A 13920-nucleotide genomic window follows, 5' to 3' on the forward strand; every position below is an offset into this window, starting at 1 on the left:
AATCATGCAAACAGAAAAATCCTTTATAAAATAGATTTTAATCTACAATCTAATGCTCTCTCCGTCAAGGATTAAAGAAAGGTAAAGGACTGAATAATCACCTTTTCTTAACCGCCCTGCCCCAGGTACGCTGCCACCTGACGGAAATAACTGTCGAGGTCGCTGTCGACGAAATAGCGGTTGGGAGTCGGCGGCAGTGCCACAGATCCTTGATTGACGATCAAGGTCGGAGCTTGGGTGCTGTAGGGCAGATGGGAGGCAGGGACAACCTGCAGGCTTGAGCCGAGCACCAGCAGCATGTCGCAATCCGCCACCAACTGTTCCGCCTCGGGGTAGCGGTCGACCGACTCGCCGAAAAAAACGATGTCGGGTTTGATCAGGCCGCCGCAGGCGGCGCAGCGGGCTACGGGAGAGGCAGGATCGACGGTCATGGCCTCTTCCCAACGGGCGTAGCTGAAATTATCGAAGACCTTGTCGCAACTCAAACAGACGGCAGAGCGGTAGGAACCGTGCAACTCGACCACCTTGCGACTGCCGGCCTGCTGGTGGAGAAAATCGATGTTTTGGGTGATGACCCCGCCCAAGCGACCGACCCGCTCCAGTTCGGCAAGGAAACGATGGGTGAGGGTTGGCTTAATGTCTTTCACCGTAGAGACAAAGTCCCGGGAAAACTCATAAAAATAGCGGGGCTCGCGCTGAAACCAACCGACATCGAAAACCTTTTCCGGATCGTAACGGCGGGTTACGTACAACCCGCGAGGTCCACGAAAATCTGGAATTCCGGCAGCAGTGGAAGCCCCGGCTCCAGTCAAAGCGACGATATTGGCGGAGCTCTGCAGAAGCGCAGCACATTCGGTGGGGGACAGGGTTTGGGGGGTCGGCATTAACAAGCTCCCTAGGGAATTGCAGTGAAATCAGCGGCCCAACCCTGGTTTCACGCTAAAACTGAATTTTTGCGAACTTCGCGGCTTCGCGTGAGACCGGTTTAGAGGATTGTCGCAGCACCCTCACCTGGGACCGAAACAAAACTCCAACATACGCTCACAGAATCGGTCCGTCAACAATCGCTGGCCAGCGCCCCCCGGTTGCTGTTAGAATCAGGCATTAAAATTATTTTCTTGCTGTGATTCCAGCTACCTGCCACAGACACAGGCCTGGGGGGCGTCATGGACCACCACAACCTGCCGAACCTTCTGGAGCGCATGGATCCGGGGATCGTGCTGTTCGACAACGATTTTCGGGTGCATCACGTCAATCAAGCGCTGATGCAGATCTTTACCGAGACCTCCCGGAAGGAAATCTTCGACCAGAGCCTGCTGCAGATGCACCAGGGACCGCCCGCCGAGCGGATGCAGGAGCTGGTGGGTCTGATGCGCGATTCGTCCCGCCAGGTGTCCTTTTCCATCAAGCGCATGAGCGGGGGCCCCCGAGACCTGTTTCTGTTGCTCAAGTTGATGCCGCTGCTCGACCGTACGCTGGACAATTCCCTGCACTGCTGCCTGGTCTACGACATCACTACGCTGATCGCCAACCCCCAGCGCCGCTTTATCAAAGTGCCGGTCACCGCCGGCGGCGAAATCCAACTTTTGGACCCGGAGGAGATCCTCTTTATCAAAGCGGAGAACGTCTATTCCCAGGTGGCCATCGAGGAAGGCGAGTTTTTCTGCGACCTGTCCTTGGGAGTGCTGGAGGCGGGACTTAACCAGGAACGTTTCTTTCGCATTCACCGCAGCTACCTGGTGAACCTCGACCGGGTAGAAAAGGTGATCCGGGAAGGCAACACCGTAACCTTGCTGATGGCCGGCAACGCCTGTCGCCTGCCGGTAAGCCGCAATCGGGCGAAGGACTTTCTTGTGCGGGTCGGCCTAAAGTAGGCTTCACCTTTTGTACCTGCCGTAAATTTGATACATCCACAACAACTTATCGAGAGGCTGGCTAAGTAGAAATTTCGTCCACCAAGGCCCGGTGTTTTTTCGGGGGTGAAGGCATACACCTAAGTATGTCGAGATCCTGAAAAAACACCGTAACGCCATAGGGCGGATTTTTACGAAGCCATCAAAATTACCGTTCACCAGCTTATCGCACCGTTTACCAACGGACCATTGCTTTCCGGCATCTTAATCCTTTAGCATGGCCGGCAAGCCTGAATGTCCGTTTCCAATTTGCTTCGTTCGCAAAAACTCATAGGATGGCTAAGGATAAATTTTGTCCACCAAGGCTGGGTACTTTTTCGGGGGCGAAGACATACATCTCGTATGTCGAGCTTCTGAAAAAATGCCATAACGCCAAAGACAGCCTTTTTTCGACGCCATCAATTTTGGAGGAGCCGCCATGCCCGTAAAACAAGATCATCGCAGCGTCGATCCCGCTGCGATTGCCATGTTGCAGATCGCTGACCAGAACGAAATTGATAACGTCTGGGAGCGCTTGGAAAAACAACAACCCCAGTGCGGCTACGGCCAGCTCGGCACCTGCTGCCGTATCTGTACCCAGGGCCCCTGTCGCATCGATCCTTTGGGTGAAGGCCCGACCCAGGGCGTGTGCGGTGCTACCGCCGACACCATGGTCGCCCGTAATCTGGCGCGGATGGCGGCGGTCGGTTCTTCAGCTCACTCGGACCACGGCCGCAAGGTGGCCCTGCTGCTTAAAGCGGTGGCAACCGGTGAAAACACCGACTATGAGATCGTCAACGAAGAAAAGTTGCAGGGCGTGGCCGCCAAGCTCGGCATTGCCGCTGACGGCCTGACGACTCTGGAACTGGCCGACAAGGTGGCCGACGCCGCTCTGGACTGTTTCGGTTCCCAGACCGAGGCGCCGATCCAGTTTGCCGCCTCTTACATGCCGGAACGACTTCAGAAACAGCTGGGGAATGCAGAAGCGACTTTGAAGAGCGCCACCGGCGCCCGCATCGGCCTGATGCCCCGGGGCATCGACCGCGAGTCGGTAGATATCCTGCACCGCACCCACTTCGGCTGCGACGCCGATCCCCTCTCCCTGGTGGCGCAGACCGTACGCTGCTCCCTGGGCGACGGCTGGGGCGGTTCCCTGATCGCTACCGAGCTGCAGGACGTACTGTTCGGTGCGCCGCAGATCCGTACCATCAAAGCCAACCTCGGCGTTCTCGACAAAGAAATGGTCAACATTATCGTCCACGGCCACGAGCCGGTTCTGTCGGAAAAAGTAGTCGAACTGGCCCGTTCGGCGAAAATGAACGAGGCAGCAAAAAAAGTTGGTGCCGCTGGCATCAACGTGGCCGGTCTGTGCTGTACCGGCAACGAGATTCTCATGCGCCAGGGGGTCGGCGTAGCCGGCAACCTTCTGCACAGCGAACTGGCCATCATGACCGGCGCCGTCGAAGCGCTGGTGGTCGACGTGCAATGTATCTTCCCCTCGCTGGCCGATCTTTCTTCCTGCTACCACACCCAGTTCATTACCACCAGCGAGCAGGTCAACATCCCCGGCGCGACCCATATCCAGTTTGAAGAACACGACGCCAACCAGATCGCCGAGCAGATCGTGCAGAAGGCCATCGACGCCTACCCCAACCGCAACGCGGCCAAGGTGTATATACCTGAGCAGACCGCCGAAGCAGTGGTCGGTTTCACCGTAGAACAGATCCTCGGCGCCCTCGGAGGCAGCCCGGCGCCCCTGGTGGAGGTCATCGCCAACGGCACCATCAAAGGCGTGGTCGGCATCGTCGGCTGCAACAACGTCAAGGTCAAGCAAGACCTGTTTCATCAGGAACTGACCCGCGAGCTGATCAAGCGAGACATTCTGGTCATCGGCACTGGCTGCTGGGCCATCGCCGCCGCCAAAGACGGACTGATGAACCTGGACGCCCAAGAGCTGGCCGGTTCGGGCCTGAAGGCCGTATGCCAGTCCCTCGGCATTCCGCCGGTGCTGCACATGGGCTCCTGCGTCGACTGTTCACGGATGCTGGTCCTGGCCGGCGCCATCGCCGATCACCTCGGCGTGGACATCTCGGCCTTGCCCCTGGCCGGTTCGGCTCCCGAATGGACCACCGAGAAAGCGGTGGCTATCGGCTCCTATTTCGTCGGTTCCGGCCTGCCGGTTCACCTGTGGCCAGCCCCGCCGATCCTCGGTAGCCCGGCAGTGACCGGTATCCTCACCGAAGGCTCCAAGGACCTTCTCGGCGGCTACTTCTTCGTCGAAGAGGACCCGGCCGCCACCGCTGAGCAAATGCTGGCGATCATCAATGAAAAGCGCGCCGGTCTCGGTATTTAATCAGGAGCTATGTCCATGAAACAACCCAACGGTTTCCGCGTCGTGGTCACAGGCAAGGGCGGGGTCGGCAAAACGACCCTTACGGCCTGCCTGTCTCGACTGCTCAGCGAAAGGGGCATCAACGTCCTGGCCGCCGACGAAGATCCGCAGATGAACCTGCCCTACGCCCTTGGTCTGCCGCTGGAAAAAGCGGCCGCCATCGTACCCCTCAATCGTAATCACGATTACATCGAGGAGAAAACCGGCGTACGTCCGGGTAAATCTTTCGGCAGCATGTTCCGCCTCAACCCCCGGGTCGACGATGTGGTGAAACGCTTCGGCGTGCAGGTCGACGAGAATCTCAACCTGCTGGTGATGGGCACCGTGGTGCAAGCCGCCGCCGGCTGCCTCTGTTCGGAGAACGTGCTTCTCGACTCGGTGATGAGCCATCTTTCCTTGCGGGAAGGCGAGGCTATCCTGCTCGACACCCAGGCCGGCGTGGAACACTTCGGCCGCGCCCTCGCCGAGGGCTTCTCCCAATGCCTGGTCGTTACCGACACCTCCTTCAACGCCCTGGCGGTAGCCCGCCACGCCGCCGAACTGGCCCGTCAGTCGGGTATCGGCCGCATTCACCTGGTGGTCAACCGGCGCAAGGAAGATGGCAGTCGCAAGCTGACCGAACTCCTTGAACTGACCGGCACCGATCTCTCCAACCTCTTCGACGGCGTACATAGCTTGCCTCTAGAGCCGCGTTTCGAGGAGTTGGAGCCGAATGTGACGCGCATTTTGCAGGAAGAGAGCGGCTACGTATCCGGTCTTATTGCCATAGCCGAGGAAATGCTGGCCTTTGAGAACGACCGCGGAAACGCTTCGTAAATAAGGAGAACCCGATGAAGAAGATCTTTGTCGATTACAAGAAATGCGTAGCCTGCAAAGGCTGCGAGATCGCTTGTGCCATTCAGCAACACCCCAGCCACAGTCTGTACGCCTTGGTTGGCGATAAGAAGACCCAGGTCAACGTGAGGGTCCTGGGAGTGGAGCACGAGGCCTTTCCCGTCTCCTGCCGTCACTGTGATCCGGCCATGTGCCTGGACGCCTGCCCCTCCGGCGCCATCACACGCGACCCGCAGACCGCAGCAGTGGTTCTCAATCCTGATCTCTGTAAAGCCTGCGCCATGTGCGCCATGGTCTGCCCCTTTGACGCCGTCTCCTTCAAACAGACCCACCGCGCTCGCTACGACCGCACCGTGGCTTACAAATGCGATCTCTGCCACGAACGGCTGCAGGAAGGGCTCAACCCGGCCTGTGTCGACGCTTGCCATTCCAACGCCCTGGTCTTCAAGGAATCGGACGAACTGAGCAACCAGCGGGCGGTGCAGAACCTCAAGGTTTACCTCCTCGGCGAGGAAGGCGAGCCACCGCTGTTCTCTCTCTACCGCGAGCTACGGCGCAAGGAATTCGCCCGCCGCCGGAGCGACAAGCCATGAAGGTCGTCACCGTTGGCACCGGCATGGCCTCGGCCGATTTCGTCCAGCAATTGCGCACCGAAGGCTTTGACGGCGAAATCGTCATGATCAGCGACGAGCCCTATGCGCCCTATTCGCCCTGCGTGATTCCCTTTTACCTGGCCGGCGATCCGCTGGAGAGCGTGTTCTGGAAAGGGCAGGATTTTTACCAACGTCAGCAAATCACCCCCCTGCTGGAGCACCGGGTGGTGGAGGTCGACCGCGAACAGCGGCTGGTGCGCACCGAACAGGGCGCCAGCGAATCCTACGACCGGCTGTTCTACGCCGCCGGCAGCCGCAGCTGGTGTCCCCAGCCCGACTGGCTGCAGACCGAAGGGGTGTTCGGATTCAAGACCCTGACCGACATGGTGGCCATCGATCGCTATATCCGCCAGCAACGCATAGAGCGGGCGGTAGTCTTCGGCGGTGGCTTCATCGGCGTCGATGCCGCCCTGGCCCTGCATCATCGCGGCATCGAAGTGACTATAGTGCATCGCAACAACCGCCTGCTGTCACAGATGACCGATGTCGAAGGAGGCCAGTTCGCCACCGAACGCCTGGCAAACAAGGCCGGGCTCGATGTACGCCTGCACGCCACTGTCGACAGCCTCACCATTGACGCCGGCCAGTTGCGTGGCATCACCCTGAACGATGGCACCACTCTGGATACGGCCATGCTCATCGTCACTACCGGCGTGACTCCCAACTCGGCACCACTGACCGGCACCGACGATGGCGTATCGGTGAGCGCTGAATTGCTTACTGAAGCTGGCATTTATGCTGCTGGCGACGTGGCCCTGACCCGCCATTTGGTGAGCGATGCCCCCGGCCTCTACGCCACCTATCCCAACGCTCAACAGCAGGCCCGGGTAGCGGCCCGACATCTGGTTCACGGCACGGGTCATTACGATGGTTCTCTCAATACGAACGTGCTGCAAAAACACATCGATTTCCCGATCATCTCCGTCGGCGTTTTCGAGGGTGAAGCTGTGACCTGGCGTCAGGGCGACCTGTTTCGGCGGGCTTATCTGCAGGAGGGCCGCATCAACGGCTATATCCTCATCGGCGACACGCGCAACGCCGGCCACATTCACCATCTCTATGTGACCCGGGAACCCGTCGCTCACAACATCGCCGAGATTCTTGCCGACCGTCGCGGCGTCAGTCACTACCGTAACCTGATGCAGTTGCAGACCCCCGTCACGGTTTAAAAAGAAATATTTTCATTTATTGACGTTCAATATTTGAAGAGTTACCCTTTAGTGCAACTCAACGAAACCAACCGCAGGAGGAAACCATGCATATACCTGATTCGATGCTGCAGGGCGCTATCTGCCCCGCCACCCTGACCCTGGGCGCTGCCGGGCTGTCTACCGCCGTGGTTGCGGCCGTCCGCTCCACTGCCAAACCGAATGCGACCCGCTTCGCCGGTGTGGCGGCGTTGATCTTTGCTGGCCAAATGATGAATTTCGCCATCCCCGGCGGCACCTCCGGCCACCTGCTCGGCGGTGTACTGGCAGCAGCCTTGCTCGGTGTCCCCTTTGGCGTACTGGCCATGACCCTGGTACTGGCGGTACAAGCGCTGCTCTTCGGAGACGGCGGCATGCTCGCCCTGGGTGCCAACGTGGTCAACATGGCCCTGTTCGGAGTCGGTATCGGCGGCCTGTTTCACCGCCCCGCTCTCGGCAAAATCAGCCAGGCGGCCCTGCTGGCCACCGGTGCTTGGCTGTCGGTGCTGGTAGCTGCCCTGGCCGCCAGTTTCGAGATGGCCGTCTCGGCCAACCTGTTTTTCTCCAACGTAGTGACCGCCATGCTCGGCAGCCACCTCTGGATCGGTCTCGGCGAAGGCATCATTACCGCCGCTGCCTGGCTGGCTCTGGCTCCGGCCCTCAAAGAAGGAAAAGGCCGCCAGGCCCTGCTGGCCCCGCTACTGATCGCCTGTGTTACGGCCCTGCTTTTCAGCCCGCTGGCCAGCAGCTTGCCCGACGGACTGGAGAAAGCCGCCGCTCAACTGCAGCTGCTGACCAACGGCAGCAGCTGGTTGGCCCCCCTGGCTGAATACCGACTTCCCGGAGTAAGCGGCGAAGCTTTGAGCACCGGCCTGGCCGGCCTGCTCGGCACCTTGGCAACCTTTGCCGGCGCCTGGTTGCTACGTCGTGGGGTGACTAGCAACGAAGCCTGATTGACTCCGCCCAAACAAGTAAAAGAGGCCCGCACCTTTCGGTGGGGGCCTCTTTTTTTATATGAGATCCGGTCCTAAAAGCCGGACGCGGCGACGACCAACGACAGCTTTTTGTCGCAGCGGTGTTGATTTTAAACCTAACAGCCCCTTCGACCAATATTGCTAAAAGAAGCGCACTAAGAACTTTAACGACCAGCTTGCGGAAGAAGGGTCTGATTAAGAAATTACCGTCACAGTGGTCTGAAAAGAGGAGAAGCCTAGTCCGACCCCTCAAGGTTAAACTCCGACCACACATCCCGTGCAGCAATTGCAAAACCAAGCCCTTCGGTACCTTCGATGATCATGCTGTTGACCCCGAGGAGCCGACCCCGGCTATCGATGAGGGGCCCGCCGCTATTGCCCGGGTTGATGGGGGCATCGGTCTGAATCAGCAGGCCGTCGCCGTAGCGGCGGTATCCGGAAACGATACCGCCAGTCACCGTGTGCCGCAGGCCTGACGGGCAACCCACCGTATAGACCTTGCTTCCCTGATCAAGGGGCTGAAAGTTCGGTCGGATCGGGGTCGCGGACTCTGGAGTCCGGTCCTGCAGAGTCAGCAGGGCCAGGTCAAATTTATCGCTGAAGGTTACGGCGGAAATATCGTATTCAGTACCGTCGGCCAAAACTACCTGAAGATCGGATAAGGGGGAATAATAGTCGATATTGCGCAACTGCCCCTGCAACCTGTCCTTGAGAGCCTGATACTTGTCGTACCGGGTCTGACGGCTCTGCAGGATCTGCGTATAACGGGGCCGTAAATCGGGATCCTGCACCTGGGCCAACTCCCTCTCCATGCGATCCAGAATTTTCTTTTCCGCTTTCAGCTCCCCTTCCAACTTGCCGATTTTGCTGCGCAACTGGTCCAGCTGTTTCTCGTCGAACTCCACCACGTGGCGGTTGGTGACGATCCGTCCCCGGGCATCGACAAAAAAGCCCGAACCGCTGCCCCAGGGGGTGCGGATGAATACCGTGGCGTTGCGGGCTTGCTGAATAGAGCTGGAAACGGGTTTCGACGTTATTCGTTCAGTAGGCGCGGGAGCCGTTTCCGTCCCGAGCTCGTCCAAATTCGCAGAAGCAAAGGGTTCACCGGCTAAAGCATTCGGCCCCTGCTCCTTCGGCAGCTTAATTTCTGACACCGCAGGTTCGGACGCTTTCCGGCCCCGCAATATCCCCCCAGCCGTCAACCCGACAATCAGGGCGAGGCTGACCAAAAACCAAACCTTATTCCCACCGCTTCGAGCTGGCTCAGAAACGGGGGCCTCGGTCTCCTGCAGCCGCTGCTGCCTTTGGGCATACTTGGCAAAGACCAGCCCGCAGGCCTGACAAGACTCCGCTTCTTCCTGATCGAATCCGCAATGGGGGCAGCGCATCTACACGACTCCTGTTCAAGAATACTATTCCAAAAGACCCACGGTGGCAGACCTGGCACTAAAGGTTAGCCAACTATCATTGATCCGTCAACGATTAACCAAACCCTTGGTTACGGGGAAGCCAAGCTTTGGATTTAGCCCTTTCCCGGCAAAATCAGCTATGCTGAAACTAGGAGACAATGATGTTTATGTAAATTATCGTCCCGCCTGACCAGTTCCCGGGGGATGCCATGGCCGAACTCAAACAGTGCCGCCGCTGCCGCAAGACCCTGCATATCGACCACTTCGTCGATAGCAGCGGCCTACGTAATCCGCGGGGGCATTATTGCCAGCTTTGCCATTTGAAGCGGCTCGATGAACGGCACCGGGCGGCCCTGAAACGGGAACTGATCACCATCAAAAAGCTGCGGATCATCTACGGCAAGCACTGGCGGCACTATGCGGCGCCGGAATTCTTTCACGCCAGCCTGCACGATGAACGGGATTTTTGTCCCTATTGCGGCACCTGGTTTGACGAGATCACCCCCGGCACCTTCAACAACTCACTGTTGCACCTCGACCATATGGACCCTCTGGACAAGGGCGGCGAAAACTCGATCCGTAACGTGGTGGTCTGTTGCGGCCCCTGTAATATTCGAAAGGGCAAGCGCTTATTCCTTGACTGGCTGGCGATGCTGGAGCCCAAATACCGCAAGCTGGCCCGCGCCATCTATCGCCACAAACACGGCCATCCGCCTGAAGGTTTTATCGAAGGACACAGCACCAAACGTGGCTGGCCCTATCTGGAGTTGACACTCTATAAACCGGTTGCGGAGTTGCAAAAGCTCTTTCCAAAGCCTGTCGTCGCTGTCCCTTCCCGCAAACGACCGCCGGCAAGCACGGCAAAACGCAATAAGACCGGCGCCGGCCGAGCAAACAAGTCGTAACAAGCTGACCAGAACCGGCCACCGACTTAGCCGCTCGCCAAACCACCTATAAAACCGATATCTGACGGATTCCGGGGAAAATATGGATGCTGAAACGTCCTCAAAAGTCAAAGGCCAGCTCTTTATAAAGAGCCGGCCCTTGCCTGTCAGTTATGAGATGCAGCCCCAGGCCCTTGAACATGCCTGACATACAAATGCTACGGCTATTGCCCCTAAGTAGCCGACAACATGGACCGAAGGCAGCACCCGAAAGGACACCTCGTTCGAATGCACGAAAACGGACGCGCCCCCAACGGCTTCGACCGCTATCTTCACGCCAGTGAGGACGAGGATCGCCAACCAGATCCGGCGATTTTTCGGCAGCTTAAACAAACTGCAGGCGCAGAAGAAGACCACCGCCGCGGTGGCCACCCCGGAAAGCCCGCCGTACCTTGCAAGCTCCGGTGCAATCAACAGATAGATCGGACCGGGCAAACCGCAGGCCAGGGCGCAGACCAACCAGAAAAAGCGATATTCGGCCGCCTCCACGGCCCAACCTGCAACGCCGAAGACCAGCAGGTTCCACCCTAGGTGACTGCCGGAAAAATGCACCAGAGGCGCGGTGAAAAGCCGCCACCAATCTCCGCCCAGGACCGCCTGCCGGTCATAAACCAGCGCATCCGTCAAAAACGGGCAGAGGGTGGCCAGCAGCGAAGCCCCGACCAGCAAGCAGGTCAGCAGGGGCAGTCGAAACTTCAATCTTTACAGCCGCGCCGCAGCGCCCAGCCCCCCAGGCCGAGAACCAACAGGGCGTATCCCGCCCCCAGGCTGCCGCCGCCGGTGTACCCGGCCCGGTGTTTAACCACGTACTCTTCGGGCCGCTGCTTGACCTTTTCCTTGAAGCGCTCCAACTGATCCTTCAGATTCACCACCAGCTGGTCGGCAGCCAGGCTGAAACCTTCCGCCGAGTCGATCCGCAATTGCTCGGAGAGGTTCACCGGGGTCGCCGAGCCCTTGACATGGCTGGTGCCGGGGGCGCGGAACAGCATCTTGCGGCTGGCGATGTCGTACACCGCTGCGTCCATCATGGTGCTGGTGTCGTTCTTCTCCCCCTTCACCAGGTAGGCGCCGACGATGGTCCAGTACGACAGCGACAGCAGCCCTTCGTCGGTATGCTGCACCTGGTCAAAGGAAAGCAGGGCGATCACGTCAACACCGTACATGGTGCGGATCTGATCGAGATTGGTGAAGCTGCCCTCCCGCACCAGGTAGGCCGAAGGGATCAGCTCGATCTCCTTGACGAAAGACAGCGCCCGGAACTCGGCGGCGATCCGCTCCATCAGCGCCATCTTGTCGGTTTCGCTCAGGTCGGCGGCCCGGCTCCCCCTGGATGTACTCGGCACAAAGGCCACTCCCACCCGCAACGGCAGGTTCAGGTAGGGCACGCTCGGCTCCACGACCACCTCTTTTTTCGGATAGAGGTAATCGACCACGCTGCTCGTGTACCTGGTCTGCCTCTGCCCTAAGGTTCCGAGGCAGCCCGCCAGGAAAAGAACCAGCAACACCAGGGTGATCCAGCCGATCTTGTAAGCCAGTAACCGCATGTTTCCCTCCATTTCGCCATTTCGTTTATTCACCGTTGAAAACCCGAAACTCCGCCGGCCTTCACAGCCGAAGCCGAATGCAACCGTAGTTTTTCTATTTATAACCGATATCACAGGATATTTTAAAAGGATATGCAGGTCTTCACAAAACTAAAAACCGGTGGCCAAATGCACCCCACTGTGGCATCATAACAGGATACTAATGGAGTTTTATTAGAAATCCGCTTTTGGGAGGGAAGAATGGCCAACACCGGTCTCAGCAAGTCGCTGATCCTCAAAGGCCTGCAGTGCCAAAAGGCGCTGTGGCTGACCAAGAATCCCCCTGATTTCGAGCTGCCGCCCAAGCCTGATCTCGAAGCCCTTTTCAGGACCGGCACCGAGGTCGGCATCCTCGCCCAACAGCTCTTTCCCGGCGGGGTCGAAGTGCCCTACGAGGGTCTGTCCTTCGGCGAGCAGCTCACCCGCACCAAGCAACTCATCGACAGCGGCGCCGAGGTCATTTACGAGGCCTCCTTTTCCTTCTCCGCTATCTTCGTCAAGGTCGACATCCTGGTGCGTGACGGCGACGCCTGGCAGATCCATGAAGTGAAGATGGGCACCAGCGTCAAGGACGTCAATCTCGACGACGTTGCCGTGCAGCACTATGTCCTCAACGGTTGCGGCCTGAGTGTTTCCAAGTCCTTTCTGGTGCACATCAACAACCAATACGTGCGCCAGGGCGACATCGAGGTCGACAAGCTCTTCACCGGCGAGGAGATCACTCCGCAGGTGCTTGCCCGCCTGCAGAGCATGCCCGAGGTGGTGCAAGAGCTGCGCTCCACCCTGCGCGAGAGCGCCGAGCCGAGTATCGATATAGGCCCCCACTGCAAAGATCCCTACGAATGCGATTTTATCCCCTACTGCTGGCGACACATCCCCGAGGATTCCATCTTCGATCTGCGCGGCCGGGGGACCGACAAGTTTAAACTCTACAACCAGGGCATCGTGCGCCTAGCAGACGTGCCTCTCGATGAGCTCAACGGCGCCCAGCGCTTCCAGGCCGAGGCAACCCTTGAACAAAAAGATGTTACCGACCGCGAAGCGGTAAGGGAATTTCTCGGCAGCCTCTGGTATCCCCTCTGCCATCTCGACTTCGAGACCTTCGACACTCCGATCCCACCCTTCGACGGGGTGCGTCCCTACCAAAAAGTCCCCTTCCAGTATTCGCTGCATATTCAAAAGGAAGTGGGCGCCGAGCCGGAGCATTGCGAATACCTGGCCCAACCCAACGTCGATCCGCGCCGTGAACTGATCGAACAACTCCTGACTACCATCCCCGAAGACGCCTGCATCCTGACCTATAACCAGGCTTTCGAAAAGGGCGTACTGCGAGAACTCGCCAAGCTGTTCCCGGATCTGGCCGAGGCCATCGAGGTGCGGCTGGCCAACGTGCGCGACCTGATGGCGCCCTTCAAGCGGCGTGACGTCTATCGCTGGCCGATGCGCGGCTCCTATTCGATCAAAGAGGTGCTTCCGGCCTTGGTGCCGGAGCTGTCCTATACAGGGATGGAGATCGCCGACGGCATGGCGGCGATGCAGGCGTATCGGGAGATGTGTGCGTTGGAGGCGGGGGAGAAATTGGATCGGTTGCGGGCGGCAATGCTGGACTATTGCCGGTTGGATACTTTGGCGATGGTGAAGATCTTGAAGGTGTTAGTTGCAACAGAGGGGTTTTCCTCATGCTAATGAGTCAGGTGTCCCCCGAATCCCCCCCCATGCTAATGAGTCAGGTGTCCCCCGAATCCCCCCCAGAAGTCGATCTCAAAACCCTCGCCTTAGGCAACTATGAAGATCTCATTAACCGGGTTGACCTCACAGAAGACTACCAGGTGGTGGTGCGTTTCGTCCGGGATGCAGATTCCGAAAAGAAGTTCGTGGTGCGGCAGGATACCTTCGTCGCTTGTCTGCGATCCGAAAAGCAGCAAGTGGCCCTCAGCGACGAGGCGGAGACACCATTTGTAGACCGAGTATTTACGGGAAAACGTTTGCCCTCTCTTGAGGATGTCTATACGGATTTTCTGACCGGGGAGAAGTAGGCGACATCCGCCGCTT

The 13920-nt window shown here is 58.6% G+C and carries 14 protein-coding genes; 9 read left to right on the forward strand and 5 right to left on the reverse strand.

Features of this window, described 5'->3' with window-relative positions:
* Positions 1–107: 107 nt before the first annotated feature.
* Positions 108–884 carry an SIR2 family NAD-dependent protein deacylase gene (locus A7E78_RS09850; RefSeq protein ID WP_072284057.1) on the reverse strand — a complete coding sequence of 259 codons (777 nt, stop codon included), beginning with the start codon at positions 882–884 and terminating at the stop codon, positions 108–110.
* 282 nt (positions 885–1166) lie between these two features.
* Between A7E78_RS09850 and A7E78_RS09855 the strand changes: the two genes are divergently transcribed.
* The 6 genes from A7E78_RS09855 to A7E78_RS09880 all read left to right on the forward strand — a co-directional run bounded on the left by A7E78_RS09855 (position 1167) and on the right by A7E78_RS09880 (position 7911).
* Positions 1167–1874 carry a PAS domain-containing transcriptional regulator gene (locus tag A7E78_RS09855; protein ID WP_072284058.1) on the forward strand — a complete coding sequence of 236 codons (708 nt, stop codon included), beginning with the start codon at positions 1167–1169 and terminating at the stop codon, positions 1872–1874.
* Positions 1875–2331: 457 nt separating this feature from the next.
* Complete coding sequence (gene cooS, locus A7E78_RS09860) at positions 2332–4245, forward strand: anaerobic carbon-monoxide dehydrogenase catalytic subunit (protein ID WP_072284059.1); 1914 nt, start codon at positions 2332–2334, stop codon at positions 4243–4245.
* A gap of 15 nt (positions 4246–4260) precedes the next feature.
* Positions 4261–5100, forward strand: a complete 840-nt coding sequence (locus tag A7E78_RS09865) for an ATP-binding protein (RefSeq protein ID WP_145924883.1) — start codon at positions 4261–4263, stop codon at positions 5098–5100.
* A 14-nt stretch (positions 5101–5114) separates the two neighbouring features.
* The gene (locus A7E78_RS09870) at positions 5115–5711 is read left to right on the forward strand and encodes a 4Fe-4S dicluster domain-containing protein (RefSeq protein ID WP_072284061.1); all 597 of its coding nucleotides are present in this window, start codon (positions 5115–5117) and stop codon (positions 5709–5711) included.
* Entirely contained in the window at positions 5708–6940 is a 1233-nt protein-coding gene (locus A7E78_RS09875; protein WP_072284062.1) for an NAD(P)/FAD-dependent oxidoreductase, read from the forward strand. The genes A7E78_RS09870 and A7E78_RS09875 overlap by 4 nt, the downstream gene beginning before the upstream one ends.
* 86 nt (positions 6941–7026) lie before the next feature.
* Positions 7027–7911 carry an energy-coupling factor ABC transporter permease gene (locus A7E78_RS09880; RefSeq protein ID WP_072284063.1) on the forward strand — a complete coding sequence of 295 codons (885 nt, stop codon included), beginning with the start codon at positions 7027–7029 and terminating at the stop codon, positions 7909–7911.
* Between the two features lie 257 nt (positions 7912–8168).
* On the opposite strand, the gene A7E78_RS09885 is transcribed toward A7E78_RS09880, so the two are convergent.
* Positions 8169–9320 (reverse strand): S1C family serine protease, encoded by a 1152-nt coding sequence (locus A7E78_RS09885; protein ID WP_072284064.1) that lies wholly within the window; start codon positions 9318–9320, stop codon positions 8169–8171.
* Between the two features lie 230 nt (positions 9321–9550).
* Here A7E78_RS09885 and A7E78_RS09890 point away from each other — a divergent pair, with 230 nt between their 5' ends.
* Positions 9551–10246, forward strand: coding sequence for an HNH endonuclease (locus A7E78_RS09890; protein ID WP_072284065.1), 696 nt, complete (start codon positions 9551–9553; stop codon positions 10244–10246).
* A 150-nt stretch (positions 10247–10396) separates the two neighbouring features.
* On the opposite strand, the gene rrtA is transcribed toward A7E78_RS09890, so the two are convergent.
* The 3 genes from rrtA to A7E78_RS15405 all read right to left on the reverse strand — a co-directional run bounded on the left by rrtA (position 10397) and on the right by A7E78_RS15405 (position 12228).
* Positions 10397–10984 (reverse strand): rhombosortase, encoded by a 588-nt coding sequence (gene rrtA / locus A7E78_RS09895; protein ID WP_072284066.1) that lies wholly within the window; start codon positions 10982–10984, stop codon positions 10397–10399.
* Complete coding sequence (rhlP, locus tag A7E78_RS09900; RefSeq protein WP_072284067.1) at positions 10981–11829, reverse strand: rhombotarget lipoprotein; 849 nt, start codon at positions 11827–11829, stop codon at positions 10981–10983. The genes rrtA and rhlP overlap by 4 nt, the downstream gene beginning before the upstream one ends.
* A 213-nt stretch (positions 11830–12042) precedes the next feature.
* Positions 12043–12228 (reverse strand): hypothetical protein, encoded by a 186-nt coding sequence (locus A7E78_RS15405; protein ID WP_235606725.1) that lies wholly within the window; start codon positions 12226–12228, stop codon positions 12043–12045.
* Positions 12229–12252: 24 nt separating this feature from the next.
* Here A7E78_RS15405 and A7E78_RS09905 point away from each other — a divergent pair, with 24 nt between their 5' ends.
* Both A7E78_RS09905 and A7E78_RS09910 read left to right on the forward strand, forming a co-directional pair.
* Positions 12253–13554, forward strand: coding sequence for a DUF2779 domain-containing protein (locus tag A7E78_RS09905; protein ID WP_235606726.1), 1302 nt, complete (start codon positions 12253–12255; stop codon positions 13552–13554).
* Complete coding sequence (locus A7E78_RS09910) at positions 13548–13904, forward strand: hypothetical protein (RefSeq protein ID WP_145924884.1); 357 nt, start codon at positions 13548–13550, stop codon at positions 13902–13904. The genes A7E78_RS09905 and A7E78_RS09910 overlap by 7 nt, the downstream gene beginning before the upstream one ends.
* Positions 13905–13920 lie beyond the last annotated feature (16 nt).

It is taken from the genome of Syntrophotalea acetylenivorans (genome assembly GCF_001887775.1).
Taxonomy (GTDB): Bacteria; Desulfobacterota; Desulfuromonadia; order Desulfuromonadales; family Syntrophotaleaceae; genus Syntrophotalea_A; species Syntrophotalea_A acetylenivorans.

Excerpts from the sequence above, each read along its gene's own strand:
- A7E78_RS09875 (WP_072284062.1), top strand. The coding sequence starts at position 5,708 with ATGAAGGTCGTCACCGTTGGCACCGGCATGGCCTCGGCCGATTTCGTC.
- A7E78_RS09890 (WP_072284065.1), top strand. The coding sequence starts at position 9,551 with ATGGCCGAACTCAAACAGTGCCGCCGCTGCCGCAAGACCCTGCATATC.
- A7E78_RS09850 (WP_072284057.1), bottom strand. The coding sequence starts at position 884 with ATGCCGACCCCCCAAACCCTGTCCCCCACCGAATGTGCTGCGCTTCTG.
- rhlP (WP_072284067.1), bottom strand. The coding sequence starts at position 11,829 with ATGCGGTTACTGGCTTACAAGATCGGCTGGATCACCCTGGTGTTGCTG.
- A7E78_RS09855 (WP_072284058.1), top strand. The coding sequence starts at position 1,167 with ATGGACCACCACAACCTGCCGAACCTTCTGGAGCGCATGGATCCGGGG.
- A7E78_RS09885 (WP_072284064.1), bottom strand. The coding sequence starts at position 9,320 with ATGCGCTGCCCCCATTGCGGATTCGATCAGGAAGAAGCGGAGTCTTGT.
- A7E78_RS09870 (WP_072284061.1), top strand. The coding sequence starts at position 5,115 with ATGAAGAAGATCTTTGTCGATTACAAGAAATGCGTAGCCTGCAAAGGC.
- cooS (WP_072284059.1), top strand. The coding sequence starts at position 2,332 with ATGCCCGTAAAACAAGATCATCGCAGCGTCGATCCCGCTGCGATTGCC.
- A7E78_RS09865 (WP_145924883.1), top strand. The coding sequence starts at position 4,261 with ATGAAACAACCCAACGGTTTCCGCGTCGTGGTCACAGGCAAGGGCGGG.
- A7E78_RS09910 (WP_145924884.1), top strand. The coding sequence starts at position 13,548 with ATGCTAATGAGTCAGGTGTCCCCCGAATCCCCCCCCATGCTAATGAGT.
- A7E78_RS09880 (WP_072284063.1), top strand. The coding sequence starts at position 7,027 with ATGCATATACCTGATTCGATGCTGCAGGGCGCTATCTGCCCCGCCACC.